This is a genomic window from Neobacillus sp. DFD-2R (assembly GCF_057747865.1).
On the sequence record NZ_CM173228.1, the window covers coordinates 4,141,595 to 4,156,334 of the forward strand.

20 protein-coding genes and 1 pseudogene are annotated in these 14,740 nt (G+C 38.2%); 5 read left to right on the top strand and 16 right to left on the bottom strand.

The features are described 5' to 3' along the window. Positions 1-131: 131 nt before the first annotated feature. Complete coding sequence (locus AC3ANV_RS20645; protein ID WP_488310540.1) at positions 132-1,460, bottom strand: PhoH family protein; 1,329 nt, start codon at positions 1,458-1,460, stop codon at positions 132-134. Positions 1,461-1,676: 216 nt separating this feature from the next. Here AC3ANV_RS20645 and AC3ANV_RS20650 point away from each other — a divergent pair, with 216 nt between their 5' ends. Continuing rightward, entirely contained in the window at positions 1,677-2,261 is a 585-nt protein-coding gene (locus AC3ANV_RS20650; protein WP_488310541.1) for a YhcN/YlaJ family sporulation lipoprotein, read from the top strand. A 16-nt stretch (positions 2,262-2,277) separates the two neighbouring features. Here AC3ANV_RS20650 and AC3ANV_RS20655 read toward each other — a convergent pair whose 3' ends face one another. Further along, a complete protein-coding gene (locus AC3ANV_RS20655) occupies positions 2,278-2,733 on the bottom strand; it encodes a pyridoxamine 5'-phosphate oxidase family protein (protein ID WP_488310542.1) in 456 nt (151 codons plus the stop codon). Positions 2,734-2,903: 170 nt separating this feature from the next. Here AC3ANV_RS20655 and AC3ANV_RS20660 point away from each other — a divergent pair, with 170 nt between their 5' ends. Next, on the top strand, positions 2,904-3,104 hold the full coding sequence (locus AC3ANV_RS20660) for a YlaI family protein (RefSeq protein WP_488310543.1): 201 nt from the start codon (positions 2,904-2,906) through the stop codon (positions 3,102-3,104). Between the two features lie 92 nt (positions 3,105-3,196). Here the strand turns inward: AC3ANV_RS20660 and AC3ANV_RS20665 are convergent, their stop codons facing one another. Genes AC3ANV_RS20665 through typA form a run of 3 tightly spaced genes read right to left on the bottom strand, consistent with a single transcriptional unit; the run spans position 3,197 to position 5,688 of the window. Further along, entirely contained in the window at positions 3,197-3,490 is a 294-nt protein-coding gene (locus AC3ANV_RS20665; protein WP_488310544.1) for a hypothetical protein, read from the bottom strand. A 16-nt stretch (positions 3,491-3,506) separates the two neighbouring features. Further along, positions 3,507-3,821: a YlaH-like family protein gene (locus tag AC3ANV_RS20670; protein WP_488310545.1), complete on the bottom strand. Its 315-nt coding sequence runs from the start codon at positions 3,819-3,821 to the stop codon at positions 3,507-3,509. Positions 3,822-3,849: 28 nt separating this feature from the next. Next, on the bottom strand, positions 3,850-5,688 hold the full coding sequence (gene typA, locus AC3ANV_RS20675) for a translational GTPase TypA (RefSeq protein ID WP_307406208.1): 1,839 nt from the start codon (positions 5,686-5,688) through the stop codon (positions 3,850-3,852). Between the two features lie 195 nt (positions 5,689-5,883). Here typA and AC3ANV_RS20680 point away from each other — a divergent pair, with 195 nt between their 5' ends. Beyond that, positions 5,884-6,069 (top strand): YlaF family protein, encoded by a 186-nt coding sequence (locus AC3ANV_RS20680; protein ID WP_488310546.1) that lies wholly within the window; start codon positions 5,884-5,886, stop codon positions 6,067-6,069. Between the two features lie 33 nt (positions 6,070-6,102). Here the strand turns inward: AC3ANV_RS20680 and AC3ANV_RS20685 are convergent, their stop codons facing one another. Together AC3ANV_RS20685 and AC3ANV_RS20690 are read right to left on the bottom strand one after the other, a co-directional pair. Then, positions 6,103-6,900, bottom strand: coding sequence for an inositol monophosphatase family protein (locus AC3ANV_RS20685; RefSeq protein ID WP_488310547.1), 798 nt, complete (start codon positions 6,898-6,900; stop codon positions 6,103-6,105). 281 nt (positions 6,901-7,181) lie between these two features. Then, the gene (locus AC3ANV_RS20690) at positions 7,182-7,376 is read right to left on the bottom strand and encodes a hypothetical protein (RefSeq protein WP_488310548.1); all 195 of its coding nucleotides are present in this window, start codon (positions 7,374-7,376) and stop codon (positions 7,182-7,184) included. A 181-nt stretch (positions 7,377-7,557) separates the two neighbouring features. Here AC3ANV_RS20690 and AC3ANV_RS20695 point away from each other — a divergent pair. Both AC3ANV_RS20695 and AC3ANV_RS20700 read left to right on the top strand, forming a co-directional pair. After that, positions 7,558-7,776: pseudogene (locus AC3ANV_RS20695) on the top strand (DUF1054 family protein); the annotation flags it as partial. Positions 7,777-7,865: 89 nt separating this feature from the next. Continuing rightward, a complete protein-coding gene (locus tag AC3ANV_RS20700; protein ID WP_488310549.1) occupies positions 7,866-8,483 on the top strand; it encodes a YktB family protein in 618 nt (205 codons plus the stop codon). Positions 8,484-8,502: 19 nt separating this feature from the next. On the opposite strand, the gene AC3ANV_RS20705 is transcribed toward AC3ANV_RS20700, so the two are convergent. The 9 genes from AC3ANV_RS20705 to AC3ANV_RS20745 all read right to left on the bottom strand — a co-directional run bounded on the left by AC3ANV_RS20705 (position 8,503) and on the right by AC3ANV_RS20745 (position 14,740). Beyond that, on the bottom strand, positions 8,503-8,664 hold the full coding sequence (locus AC3ANV_RS20705; protein WP_488310550.1) for a hypothetical protein: 162 nt from the start codon (positions 8,662-8,664) through the stop codon (positions 8,503-8,505). A 12-nt stretch (positions 8,665-8,676) separates the two neighbouring features. Beyond that, complete coding sequence (locus tag AC3ANV_RS20710; RefSeq protein ID WP_488310551.1) at positions 8,677-9,945, bottom strand: ATP-dependent DNA ligase; 1,269 nt, start codon at positions 9,943-9,945, stop codon at positions 8,677-8,679. A gap of 136 nt (positions 9,946-10,081) precedes the next feature. Continuing rightward, entirely contained in the window at positions 10,082-10,432 is a 351-nt protein-coding gene (locus tag AC3ANV_RS20715) for a hypothetical protein (protein ID WP_488310552.1), read from the bottom strand. Then, positions 10,429-11,424, bottom strand: a complete 996-nt coding sequence (locus AC3ANV_RS20720) for a DHH family phosphoesterase (protein WP_488310553.1) — start codon at positions 11,422-11,424, stop codon at positions 10,429-10,431. The genes AC3ANV_RS20715 and AC3ANV_RS20720 overlap by 4 nt, the downstream gene beginning before the upstream one ends. Position 11,425: 1 nt before the next feature. Further along, positions 11,426-11,734, bottom strand: coding sequence for a hypothetical protein (locus tag AC3ANV_RS20725; protein WP_488310554.1), 309 nt, complete (start codon positions 11,732-11,734; stop codon positions 11,426-11,428). 196 nt (positions 11,735-11,930) lie between these two features. Then, positions 11,931-12,353, bottom strand: a complete 423-nt coding sequence (locus tag AC3ANV_RS20730) for a hypothetical protein (RefSeq protein ID WP_488310555.1) — start codon at positions 12,351-12,353, stop codon at positions 11,931-11,933. Next, the gene (locus AC3ANV_RS20735; RefSeq protein ID WP_488310556.1) at positions 12,325-12,726 is read right to left on the bottom strand and encodes a sigma factor-like helix-turn-helix DNA-binding protein; all 402 of its coding nucleotides are present in this window, start codon (positions 12,724-12,726) and stop codon (positions 12,325-12,327) included. Before AC3ANV_RS20735 ends, AC3ANV_RS20730 begins: the two co-directional genes overlap by 29 nt. Beyond that, positions 12,726-13,316 (bottom strand): AAA family ATPase, encoded by a 591-nt coding sequence (locus AC3ANV_RS20740; protein ID WP_488310557.1) that lies wholly within the window; start codon positions 13,314-13,316, stop codon positions 12,726-12,728. The genes AC3ANV_RS20735 and AC3ANV_RS20740 overlap by 1 nt, the downstream gene beginning before the upstream one ends. A gap of 203 nt (positions 13,317-13,519) precedes the next feature. Then, complete coding sequence (locus AC3ANV_RS20745) at positions 13,520-14,740, bottom strand: restriction endonuclease subunit S domain-containing protein (protein ID WP_488310558.1); 1,221 nt, start codon at positions 14,738-14,740, stop codon at positions 13,520-13,522.

Here is a 14,740-nt window from a genome sequence, read left to right on the forward strand (position 1 = left end):
TGACGAAAAGATGCCACGAAGCTTCTAATTATACGGGTTGATAAACTTTTACGAAAAACAAAAATCTATGCGAAAATAGCCTTAAATAAAGACGGGTGTCCAAATGACACCCGCTTTTTTTATATTCGATTTTATAATAAATCAGCTGCCAACCTAGCCAATCCTGATCTTTCACCTTTTAATAGTTTTACATGACCTGAAATAACTTGATCTTTAAACCTTTCGACAACATAAGTCAAGCCATTGTTGTATGCATCTAAATAAGGATGATCAATTTGCTCGGGATCACCCATTAAGACAATTTTACTGCCTTCTCCCACTCGTGTTAGTATTGTTTTCACTTCGTGTTTGGTCAGATTTTGAGCTTCATCAATAATAATAAACTGTTTAGGCAAGCTTCGCCCACGAATATAAGTCAATGCCTCAACCTCAATAGAGCCCATTCCGGCTAAAATAGCATCGAGTTCACCAGGCTTTTTCGTATTAAAAAGATATTCGAGATTATCATAAATAGGCTGCATCCAAGGTCTAAGTTTTTCTTGTTTTTCCCCTGGTAAATATCCTAGGTCTTTCCCAACCGGTACTATTGGTCTTGCCACCAGGAGCTTTTTATATTCCTTTAAATCTTCCGTTTGCATTAATCCGGATGCAAGGGCCAGGAGTGTTTTTCCTGTTCCTGCTTTTCCTATCAAGGTTATTAGCGGAATATCCTTACGGAGCAGTAACTCGATTGCCATGGTTTGCTGAACATTGCGCGGATGAATTCCCCATACATGCTCCTGATTTAAAATTAGTTTTTTTACCTTCTTGCTTGTTTTATCTACCATACCAATTGCGGAAGCCGAGCTTCCAAGAGCATCCTTCATTATCAGAAATTGATTTGGATAAAAAGGGTGATTGACAATTTCCGAAAGAAAAAGTTCCCCTTTTTCATAAAATCTACCTAAAAGCTCAACAGGTAAATACACCTCTTGAAAGCCTGTGTAAATATGATCAATTTCTACAACCCGATCATTTAAAAAATCCTCAGCATGAAGTCCGATTGCATCTGCCTTCACTCTAACAAGTGCATCTTTGCTAACCAGGATTACCGGCTTTCCATTTTCCTTTGTTTGTTCTTCTAAAAATAAGTTTTTAGCAACAGCAAGGATACGGTTATCGTTTGTCTTTTCAATAAAAATGTCCTGGAGTTCATGAAATGTTCGATGATTTAACTCAATCCGTATTGTGCCCCCATTTTCAAGCGGGATTTTTTCATGAAGCTTTCCCGAGGCCCTTAGACCATCAATTAACCTTGATACATGTCTTGCATTTCTCCCAACTTCATCCATGTATCTTTTCTTTGAGTCCACTTCCTCGAGAACCACTGCCGGAATGACTACTTCATTATCTTCAAAGGAGAAAATGGAATACGGGTCTTGTAACAAGACGTTTGTATCTAACACGTATATTTTACTCAAAGCGACGCCTCCGCTTCACTTGTTGTTTGGCTTGTTTATTCTGACTGGAACAAACCTTGCACTAGATAGGACTTTGGTAAAATATATGTTTATTGGAATAAAGATAGAAGGAGTTCCACAGAATAAATGTTAGTGTAACCATTCAAATCAGAGATAAAGTTAAGCACATGCCTCTTCTTGGTACCCATTTAAAAAGCACTTGGAGGTGGACATCGAATGAAGAAAATATTGATTCCAACCGCGTTACTGTTAATTTTAACCGGATGCAGCACAAATAAAGACATACAAAACAATAAGAATCAATCGTTAGTGAATGTAAAAAACAGTTATATTGATAATGTTGACCGTAAAACGGGACAAGAGATCTCTAAACGTTTAGTAATGCTTGCGACCAGTATTCCGAATGTACATGATGCAACAGCGGTTGTACTTGGACCTTATGCAATTGTAGGAATTGATGTGAATTCAAAGATAGAGCGGTCCCAGGTTGGTTCTATTAAGTACTCTGTGGCTGAAAGCTTAAAAAAGGACCCTTACGGTGCAAAGTCAATCGTTGTCGCTGATGTGGATACAACACAGCGGTTAAAAGAAATATCAGCAGATATTAAAAAAGGCAGACCGATTCAAGGAATAATGGAGGAATTAGCAGATGTAGCAGGACGATTAATGCCTGAAATACCGGGTGATTTAATCACACCTAATCCTAAAAATGCTACTGACAAACCTAATAATAAACTCCCGGCTAACGAACAAAAAGATTTAAAACGGCAGCAAGAGGAACAATCGAATCATCAAAAATAAAAGCTTAGTTAGAAAACTAAGCTTTTTTCATTGCATCCATTACTTGTTTATCTAACCTTGCGGCTGCATCTTTATCATATGTTTTATCATACTTCGGTTCAGAGACAATTTTAGAGCCATAAAACATAACGTCCCTAACTGACTGGATGGTGATTTCAACTAAGGCAAGCTTTAATGGAACATCATTAAGTCTCTCTTCCTTAATTAAAGCTTTTCCCTGTATTGAATATGTAGATTCATTGGCAATAATAGTAAGAACTGCTTGGTTATTTTTTTTGATATTTTCTAAAATTCTCGAGCGATTATCCACAGCAAAATAAATAGTACTGTCGTCTTTTGCCAACACCCAAGAAATAGCACTAACATTAGGGCCACCTGTTTCGTAATCAACCGTTGCTAAAGTCACGAATCTTTCTTTTTGCAGTTCATCGTATAACGGTTTAATAAGCTTTGGTTCAACCTGATTTACCATTTTTACAACCCCTTTTTATTTTGATTCACTGTTTTAAAAACAGTTATTCTCATATTACTACTATCGGTTTTTTTCATCAACTTAAACACAATTGATTTACCTTCTGTCCATGTGCCATGATATACTATATATAAACAATCGGGTTTCATAGAATAATTATGAGGTGCTTAATGAGAGTAAAATGCGTAATCTGCGATAAAATTGAAGGAATTGAAGATGAATCTTTGGAAGCCAAACGCCTCCGGAATCGTCCAATCCATACATATATGTGCAATGACTGCAGCTTAAGAATTTCTGAAAAAACAAAAGCACGGATCGATACAGGTAATTTTCGCTTTTATCGTGCCAGGTCTGAAAAGGACGATTGGTAACAGGAAAAGACTTTCCGGGAGCCAAAGCTTGACAATAAGAAAAGCGAAAAAACCTCAAGTTCTTACCAAAATGGAAGAACTTGAGGTTTTTTTTAATCTTCAATCGGATAATTTTGATATTTTTCAGGCTCTTGATTAATTTGGTTTAGCATGACCTCAATTAATTCACGAGGAAAGCGCGTTTTCTTAGTTTCTCCCTCTTGAAGATAAGAAACATAGTACATGGTTTCATCTTTTGTTGTCACTATATTAGAAAGTTGATGCTCCCCTGTTAATTTCTCTTCAAAGAGGTCCATTGTATCCTTAGCCGCTGTGTCATCAGGACGAGCGTCACAAACTACCTTAATGGTAAGCCAATTGTATAATACATCCTGTAAGGATTTCATTACAGAAAAACCCCCGTTATTTAGCTTCAGCCTGTTGTTTTTTCGATTGGTGCAAGCGGATTTTATAAATAATTAAAATCAATGCTGCAACAACAAGCCCCTCTGCAACCGGTAAAAAGATTCCTAAAAAAGTTAGAAGTGTACAACCAACACATAAAAAGAGATAAATAACAATTGATTTTCCAAGCGGTAATTTCTTTGCGAATCCAAGTTTATACACCACAACGGAAAGAGCAACAATAGTTAAATAAAGAAGCCACATACCTTCTTTTGGCTGTTCGCTAACTTTATAAAGAGCAGCGAAGAATGAAAGACGTTCCGCAACATTCACATCCAAAACCTCCTCAATCAGAAAGAAGTCAACTCATTTCAGCGTATTTTTTCTTTTTCGCCATTCTCTCACGTTCATTTTTATCAAGAATTTTTTTACGAAGACGAATGGATTCAGGTGTAACTTCACAATACTCATCCTCGTTCAAATATTCTAATGATTCCTCTAGCGTCAAGATTCTTGGTTTTTTAATGACAGATGTTTGATCTTTATTCGCAGATCGAATATTCGTTGCTTGTTTTACTTTTGTAATATTAACAGTGATATCATTTTCACGAGTGTGCTCTCCCACGATCATTCCCTCGTAGATTTCTGTTCCAGGCTCGACGAAAATTGTTCCACGATCTTCTACTTGCATTATGCCATACGTAGAAGCTTTTCCTGATTCCATAGAGACTAATACACCCTGACGTCTGCCGCCTACTTGTCCTTGCAGCATCGGTTGGTAGCTATCAAATGTATGATTGATAATTCCATATCCGCGTGTCATGGTTAAAAACTCAGTTGTGTAACCAATTAAACCACGTGCCGGCACATTAAAGATTAAGCGGACTTGACCGGTACCGTTGTTAATCATGTCGATCATTTCACCTTTACGAGCACCAATTGATTCCATTACAGATCCGGTATGTTCTTCAGGAACATCGATTTGGACCCTCTCAACCGGTTCACAGCGAACGCCGTCTATTTCTTTTACGATTACCTCAGGCTTAGAAACCTGAAGTTCATAGCCTTCACGACGCATATTTTCAATTAAAATCGATAAATGAAGCTCTCCGCGGCCGGAAACAATCCAAGCATCCGGTGAATCAGTATTATCTACACGTAAGCTTACATCCGTTTGTAGTTGCGCACGAAGTCTTTCTTCAATCTTTCTTGATGTTAAATACTTTCCTTCTCTACCTGCAAAAGGGCTGTTATTTACAACGAAAGTCATTTGAAGTGTCGGTTCGTCAATTCTTAAAATCGGCAGGGCATCTTGATGCTCAATTGGACAAACTGTTTCACCGACATTAATATCTTCCATTCCGGAAACAGCGATCAAATCGCCCGCTTTTGCTTCTTGAATTTCTTCCCGTTTTAAACCAAAAAAGCCAAAAATTTTGGTTACTCGGAATTGTTTTACAGAGCCGTCTAATTTCATTAGCGCTACCTGTTGACCGACTTTCATTGTACCGCGGAAAACACGGCCAATTCCGATTCTTCCGACATAGTCATTATAGTCTAGTAATGCTACCTGGAATTGAAGCGGTTCATCACTATTGTCAACAGGTGCCGGGATGTGTTCAACAATCGAGTCATACAAGGATTGCATGTTCTCATCTTGTTTTTCAGGATTAGTACTTGCTGTTCCGTTTATTGCAGATGCATATATGACCGGGAACTCAAGCTGATCTTCCGTTGCTTCAAGCTCGATGAATAAATCGATTACTTCATCAATTACCTCAGCAGGGCGAGCAAAGTCACGGTCAATTTTATTCACAACTACAATTGGAGTTAGATTTTGCTCTAAGGCTTTTTTCAAAACAAAACGTGTTTGCGGCATACATCCTTCATATGCATCGACCACCAGCAATACACCATCAACCATCTTCATAATTCGTTCTACCTCGCCGCCAAAGTCGGCATGCCCCGGTGTATCCAAAATATTGATTCTTGTATCCTTATATTGGATCGCGGTGTTCTTAGCCAAAATGGTAATTCCGCGTTCTCTTTCCAGATCATTGGAATCCATCGCACGTTCTTCAACGTGCTCGTTAGAACGGAAGGTTCCTGATTGTTTTAACAACTGATCAACCAGTGTCGTTTTTCCATGGTCAACGTGGGCGATGATCGCGATGTTGCGAATATCTTCTCTAATTTTCAAAAAATTCACTCCTACCTCTATTCATAAAATAAAGCTATTTATAGTTTCCCATATACAACTAAAACATTATACCACATTTAGAGTAGAAACCTAAAAGGATTTTATGTAGAATGAAGGATGTAGGGAAAATCATTATATTTACCATAAGAAAAAAATTTCCAAAAAAGTTTAGCTCGGACACAAAGGGGTATTAAAATGAAACAAATAAAATGGATTTTTGTTGTTTATGCCATTCTTGCCGCCTCCAGCATTATGGGAATTGGCATCGCAATTGCCGAAAAAAGTTTTATTGGCGCATTAGGGTGTATTATAGCGGTTATTCTCATTATGGGGATGGGATTTAAAACAAAAAGAAAAATGCGCGAAAATGGTGAATTATAAGAAAGCGCCCATAAAGGGCGCTTTTACTTTGTCTTACCACTTTCCTCCCTTTAAATAATCCCTTAATATCGTTTGATGGAGCCCGGGCTTGGCAACTAATAATGAATCTTGCCTAAGATAATCAAGGTTATTTCCCCTTAAATTAGTCACAATTCCGCCTAATTCTTCAACAATCACAGTGCCGCCTCCAACGTCCCAAGGAGCTAGTCTCAATGATATATAGGCGTCAATTCTACCGGTTGCTACAAACACCATCTCAAGGGCGGCTGTTCCGTACGATCTTGTTCCACGAGCATCCCTGGCAAGAGGGAGCAATAGATTGTGATCAATACGCTTATTTTCCATTACCCAAGTGGCATTTAATGCAATAATAGCCTCATTGACTTTTGTTTCATTTAGAGGAGACAAAGGCATATCGTTCATGTATGCACCTTTTCCACGGATAGCATGATACAATTCATCATGTACAACATCGTAAACAAGACCTATTTTTCCGACTCCATTCTCATATACTCCAAGTGAGATGGCAAAGTTTCTTTGTTGGTGGATAAAATTCATCGTTCCATCAATCGGGTCGATTAGCCAAACAATGCCTTCGAGGCCGGTAAATTCATCTCCAAAACCTTCTTCGCCCATGATTTTATGATTTGGATATACCTCTCTTATTTTACTAATAAAAAATTGTTCGATCTCTTTATCGATATTCGTAACCAAATCATTAGGATTTGATTTCGTCTGTATATTTAGCGTCTTATCAAAAGAAGACCTAATTTTGTTCCCCGCTTCTTTTACCCATTGCTTGGCAAGGGCATCAATGTTTTCCCAACTCATAGAAATCCTCCTTATATCTCTATTTCTTCTCAAATACCGTTCTATGTAAAAACAATTATGAAAAAAAGTGGTACCTTTAGCTTAATCAAAATGAATTAACCCATCAACTTTTAGACTTCCCTTCCATAGAAAATTTTTACTTGAGATTTCCGATTTGGAAAAATAATAAACGAACTCCCTTTATTCCTTCTCCGGAGTTCGTTTTAGATAAGTACGAATATCATTCTATTTTGTATCATTCCAAAAAGTTTCCCCTTTGATGATGAAATACACTCTAATAATCAAAGAGCTTTTAATCTCAACAATTCTTGGCGGATTTTTTCTAATTTTTGTTTGCAATCCTTCATCTTTTTATCGTTCTTTTCTTCAATGGCTTCAAATAAAACGGCTAATTCATAATCCATTTCAAGTCTCAATACAGCAGTTCTTTCTTTTTCACCTGCTTTTTTAAGTGATGTATTCATTAATTGCTTCATGTTTCTCCACCCCTTCCTACGCTTTATTAACTAATTTTTCAGATTATTTTTTTACTGTATAATATGAGCAAGCGCGAGCGGTTGCAACAAATATGTGCGTTAACCTATATAAGCAACAAATTTCTTGTATCATCGGCGTTATGCTACAATTATTGACAAATGTTTCACTGGGGGTTTATACATGAAGTTTACTGGCTTTACGAATGAAGATTTTGATGTTTTTTTAATAGATGGCCTTGACGCTCGTATGGAGGCTTTAAAGGAATCAATTCGCCCTAAATTAGAAATTCTTGGACAATATTTCTCCCCTTCCCTATCAGCATTGACAGGCGATGAAATGTTTGTCCATGTTGCCAAACATGCACGGAGGACTATTAATCCTCCAAAAGATACATGGATTGTTCGCAAAGTATGATTGATTAAAAGCCCGCCGTTGCTATCTTTTACCCCCATAATAAAACGATTAAACTTGATGAAGGAGTACAAAAAATGCAATTTCAAGGATTTTCGAAAACTGATTTCGACACCTTTAATATAGAAGGTCTGGACGCAAGAATGGAAGCAATTGAAGATAGGATTCGACCGAAGTTCCGTGAAATCGGTCAAGTATTAACGGACGAACTTTCCGTTAGTCTTGGACAAGAAATGTTTTTACATATAGCGAAACATGCCCGACGAACTGTAAATGCCCCGAAAGATACTTGGTTGGCAATAGCGGGGAATAAACGTGGATACAAACAACACCCGCATTTTCAAGTTGGATTGTTTGACGACCATGTTTTCATTTGGTTGGCGTTCATATATGAATTACCGAATAAAGAGGAAATCGCAAAGGCGTTTTTAAAGAACTTAAAAACGATCAAAACGACCGTTCCAAATGTCTTTGTTGTTTCCCAAGACCATATGAAGAAAGACGCAATGTCAATGAAGGAAATCAACCTAAAATCTACACTAGAACGTTTTAGGGACGTCAAGAAGGCGGAATTCCTTATTGGCCGACAAATTGCAGCCAATGACCCGATTTTAACCGACGGGAGCGAATTCTTGGACGTTGTAAGAAGTACATTTGAAGCACTTATCCCATTATATAAATTATCGTATAAATAAAAAAAGGCGTCTTCACCCGCTATGCAGAAACGGGTTCGGACGCTTTTTCATATGCCTTTTTATTTATCCATGTATTAAACCTTTGAATCGCTTCGTCGCTGGGTTCGTTACTTCGGACTACAACCGTGAAATTTTTAACTTTGACGACCTTTTTTCTTGTTAATTCCTTTTTGTTATTCATTCTGATTCCCCCTTATTCCCAAGTGCATTGATTCGGGTCTTTATCGTCACGCCAGCGGTTGAATTTCGGGTGACGCAATTTTCCCGATTTCAAAACTTCATTCGCTTTGACTTCAACAACACGCCCGATATATTTATCAATGTTTGCGGTCATATCTTCGATTGCTGCCTTCGTGAATCCGTCGAATGCCCCACGTTCCACAAGTTCGCCGTCCTTATATTGACCGAAGACCAATTTTGCGATTTTATCTTTGTTGTATTTTCCTTTTCCGTATTCATAGCCAATGACAACGCCGTCAAAGGTCAATATCTTTTTCAGCTTTTGGATATCGGACGATTTCTTTGACCCGTTACAAATCTTGTATTTTCCCGACAATCGTTTTCGCATTAAACCTTCGCCGCCCGCTGCAACTACGTCGATGAAAATCTTTTGAATATCGTATTCAGACGGGTGAAATTGAACCGCAAGGTGAACGTATCGGTCGCCAACATACTTGCGGTAGATTTCGAAGACTTCTTCCAATTGTTCACGGCGACGTTCAAACGGCTGGTTCATTACGTTTTCGCCTTTATAATATAGAAGGTCATACGTGATATATTGCAAGAAACCGTGTGATTCTTGAATTCCAATAGCACGTTCAGCCGTACCGCTTCCCATTATTGACCGAAGCAAATCGAAATCACCTTTTGGGTGAATCAGTTCCCCGTCAATAACCGTTCCGTATAATTCGGGAATATCAAAATCCGTAAGCTGCGGGACAAATCCGCCTTTTTCGGGAAGTTTGCCCGTAACGTCGGAAGGTCGTCTTCCCGTCATATAGATTTTGTCGTCCATAATATGAATCAATTGACGTTCCCCGTCGTACTTTACTTCGTAAATGAAATCTTCGTTCTGCCATTCTTCACTGCTTGCTTTAGGATAATCGAAACTTTGTGCCCGCATTGGGTGAATTTCTTGGTACATATTCAAACCCCCTTTGAACTTTTTCCAATCTTCAACGTTTGGGTTATTGTGTACGTAAGCCCAAAACGTGAATTCCCGAAATTCTTCGACCGACAAATCGTTATTGATTGCCAACCAAAGCACCAATTCGTCGAACCGTTCTTTTTCAAACCGGCAACTAATATCTTCACGTTCAAAGAATACGAATGGATTTTGTTTGCCTTTTTTCAAATTCAGTTGAGCGTCTAGCGGATAACAATTTTCAACCGTTGTTTGTCCGCCTTTCGCTTGCGGCAACCAATGTTCAATGTGATAGTCTTCCGAATCTGTTAGGCACAACGGAAATTGAACCGCTTTAAGACTTCAATCATTTGCAAAGGTTTCATTTAATCACCCCTTTCAAAGTGACTTGTGGGATAGATACTGCCGTTTGTGACGCAATCAAAAAAAATAACCGCCCCGAAAGGCGGCTTTGTTACGCTATTACAATTTCAAATTCTCGACCAAAGGCATGATATTTTGCCAACATATCACCGACGTTTTGAATTTCGGCAAGTTGTCCTTTAATCATATCAAGGCGGCGTTTCTTTACTTCAATTTGACCTTCAACGAATTGATACTCGTCCGATTCTTTCAGATAGGCAATTTCACCTTCAAGGGCGATTCCATTCTTCATTAGTTCATTGAATCGTGCTTCCAAGATCAAATTCAGCGGAAGGGCTTGTGAATGATCGGAAATCCTTTGAAGAATAATTTGGTCAAGCGTTTCGTTCCTTTGGGTTAGTTCTTTAAGACGTGCTTTTTGTTTTTCGGATAGTTTTTTCATTTTGATTCCCCCTTGAACAATTTTTCAATTTCTTTTGTTTCAACTTCTTCATGTTCCCTTTTGAACTTCCAAAACAATTCGAATATCATAGTTTGTAAATTTTGATAGACGCCAAATAACGGATATTTTGAGCCGTGAAAATCGTCAATTCTTCCGTAATTGAATTCAGCACCAGCAGCGTTTTTGTGCCCGCCCCCACCAAGACGTTTTGCAATTGAACCAACGTCAAATTTCGGCTTGCTACGGAAGGAAACTTTTCGCATATTGACGTCAATCAAGGCAATTGCGTCAAGTTCCAGGCGATTCATCAATTCGTGAGCTGCTTCGGATTGGTAACGGTCAGCAAATCCGACACCGAAGCGTTTTTCGCCCGTTAATTCATAGACCGTGATTGATTTCTCCAACTTGTCGATATAGCGATTGATTCGTTCTTCTTCAAGTTCAAGAAGGATTTTGTCAATGTTATAAAGACGGTGCGGTTCTTTCGCCGTCAAGCAACGGTCTTCGAACTTCTTGATTCCGACAATGAAGAACAAGCGATTCAATTGCTTTGATTCGGGATAGGCATGAATCCAGCGATCATAGTCATCTACAAGAATTGCGAAATCACGGAAACTTCTTGGAATGTTTTCGAATTCATCAAAGACCAACAATGTTCCGCTTGCTTCAACGTCAATCGTCGCCCAATCAAAGCGGCTTGCAAGGTCGATATTCGTTTTATGATGGTCAAGCCAACGTTTCCCGCCTTGATATCGTTCAAGACGTTCCGCCGTTTCTTCCTTGATTCCCAAGTCAGCAATCAGAATGAACGGAAGGTCGGCCGAGTTTTCTAATTCGTCCAATCGTTGATTGATTTTGTCGTCAACGTTTTGATAGGAACAATAATGAACTTCGGCGTGTGAACCAAGTGCGGCTTTGATAAGAATGCCGCCCCCGATTCCGTCCAAATCATTGTGAGAAAACATAATTGTGTTTTGTGGAAGAATTGCCATATTAGAAAGACCCCCTTGCGTGTTTTCGTCCTAGTTGCCAACGAAGTTCGTGAAAGTCTTCGAAGTATTGATTTTGTTGATATTGGACGTAATGTCGGAAATTCATCAAGAATGTTTCCGCTGCCCTTTCGTCATTTGGGCGAATTACTTCGAAGTAAGCCTTCGGGGTCAATCCGCTTTGAACGAAGTCCTGAATCTGCTTTGCGAAAAATGCAGCCGCTCCCCGTTTGAATCCTTCACGTACTTGAAGGAAACTTTCGAATTCCTTTGCTTGGTTTGTTAGCGTCGTTTGTTCTTTCAATAAAGTCACGTGTGATTTCCCCTTTCGGTTTGTCGTTGTTACACCGTGACTTGTGGTTTGAAAATCGGGGGTTGTGACGCAACAAAAAATTTTTTATAATGGTTTTGAAAATTTCTGTTATTTTTTCTTACGACCTTTTGCCGAAGGTCTTTTTTTTCTTGCAAAATTAAAAACGCCGACCCTAATGGGACGACGCTTGGGAATATTATTCAGCCTTTTTGAACGTTGATTGCTTTTTACCGCCAAGATAATTTTGACGGGTCAATTTTTCTTCGATTGTTTCGTCTGCTCTTTCCCGATTGTATCGGGTTCGAAGTTGTCGTTTGGTCAAGAACGGATATTCTTCACGTGTAACTTTGTCGGGGTGATTGTTCGTCATATCTTCGAGCAGCAACCAATTCCCCAAACGTTGAACTTGAACGCCTTCGGGGATTTCACCCGTTTGTTCGATATAGGCGTCACATATCGCTTCGATCGCTTGCTTGCGAATTTCCAAAGACGGCGGTTGCCCGTTTACGTCCAGGAGCGACAATAATTTCGATACTTCCTTATCCATACGAACCTTGTAATTGGCGATGAACATTCCGTCAAAATAGTGTTTATTGGTTATCGTTTGGAATAGATTCATGATTGTTTCCCCCTTTGACGTCGTTCAAATCCTTCGCATATTGTTCAGCAATTTTATTAACGACCGATTGAATCAATTGTTGAACCGCTTGTTGTGAAATTCCCATGATTTCGCCCGCTTCCCTTTGCGTCAAATCTGCGAAATAGACCAACTGAATCGCTTGTCTTTGGCGTGGTGTCACGTTTATTTTCGAATATGCAATTTGGAAGTCTATCAACAAATTAATAGCGTCGAAATCACCTTTATCAATTGCAGCACTTCGAACGTGATGAATGTTTGATAATAAGGCGTTCACCCCTTGCGGCGTTTCAATCGGATATTCTGTTTCGATTCTGTGTTCGTTTGACTTTAAATCAATTGAAGCAGCACCCATTATATTCGCCCCCCTGGTTTTCCCCCTTTCGCATATAGAACGGCCTTATCAAATGCCGCTTGTGATTGTTGAAGTAGTTCTTCGATAGTACCATTGTTTTGAATTTCGAAATCAACCTTGAACCCGTCAATGTAACGTTCGGTTTCGTGATATAAGTCTTGAATATCGAAGTTGTCGTTTTCCGCAAGAATGCGGTTCAAACGAATCCCGTCTTCTGCACTTACACGGACAATAAAGAATCCTTGTTCCTTCAAAGCGTGATATTCGTTCGGCTGCCGAAGGTCGGTCACAACGACCCGATTTGCCCCGACTTCTTGAATTTTCCGCAACGTATAATTGACCCAAATATTCGGATTTACCTCACGAAGTTTTTGACCAATATCTTGAAGCAGCTTGCGGGGCTTTTCTTTGTCCCGCTTTGCGTAAACTTGTGGATATAAAAGACGAATCGTGTCCCAAATCCCTTCGGAAAAACGGAAACCTATGAAGCCGTGATTTTCACGAAGGAAATTGGCAACCGTATCTTTGCCGCTTCTCATTTTTCCGCATAAAGCGATTTTGACGACTAATTGACCGTAATTTGTTTGCATTCGATTTCCCCCTTTAACGTTCCTTACACCGTTACTTGTGGGGGGAAATTAACGTTTTGTGACGGCAAACAAAAAAGCCGCCAGATACTTGGCGACTTTTTAACATTATTGAGATTTAACCCTACCATATATGTAAATGAAATTTTTGTAAAATAACAGCACCATGCCAACAAGTTGGATAGTGCTGTTTTACGTTTACATGATTAGATAAACATTTGTTGCATAAAAGCTCGTTTTTGTTGTTGTAGTTGCAATAATTTGTCTTCATTTATTTGAAGTTTTTTATTAATTGCATTTAAAAAACTTGATATTTTTAACTGTTCTTCCATACATGGCAATTTATGCCGTGTTTCAAAGAAATCTGATACACTAACATTTAATAAGCCATGATTTCTAGCACCTTCTACACATATCAATGATACTTCTTTATGCCATTGCACTGAATCAAAGTAATGAACTAGAAAATCACTGAAAACATTATCTTTTGGAGCAAAGCAAATATAAAGTGTGGACAGCGCCCCATTCTCATAATTATCAAGTCGTTTTATCGTACCTAAAGGGTAACCGCTAGAGTAACTTTTGTTATAAGCGAATTCTCCTTTTTCTAATAAGTAATATCCTTCTAAATTGGATGAGGCTACATTTTTATTAAAGAATTCAATTTGGTCAATCAACCCATATTGTGCAGAAATAGTTAATGGTCTATTAGTTTTTAAATTTGTATTTTTTCTAGTAATTCGGTTTGTGAATTCACCTAGTTTGTAATACTTCCATTCTGGAAATTCTTTTTCACTATCATCTTTAAATCTAATTTCTTGATTAAAGATCTTCTTCATATAACCTTTCTTTTGTTCCTTCAGCAAGTTGACTTTTTCTTGTTGAAGTTGAATCTTTTTCTCAATAATTTGAAATAAATTAGCTATTTTATTTTGTTCCTCAAGTGATGGATAAGCTAAAGGTAAATTAAAAAAGACAGAATCGTTAATGTTTAACCTATCGTGTCGTGCACCACTATCACCGTTTAAATACATAAATCTATTCCATTTATTGCTTTTAAAATACCATTTTAAATAACCCACATTTATATTTGAAGTTCTAAAAGCTAAATATAAAGGTGAAATCACTCCAGAATCTTTACCAGCATATAGATTAATTGGTCCATAAGGTGATTCATTAGACATACGAGGGTTATATACAAAATCGCCTTCATTAATAATATAATAATTATCAATGTTTTTTGCGTTTGCTATATCACGATCAAAATATTCACTTTGGGATATAAGCCCTTTTGTAGCCGAGTTGGAAATTACATTTTTTACTTTAAAGTCTTTATTTTTTTCTTTAATTTTACTCGAAAATTTTCCTAAAGGGTATATTTTCCATTGCCCACTAAATTGTTTAAAACGAAGATTAGGAGTATTCAT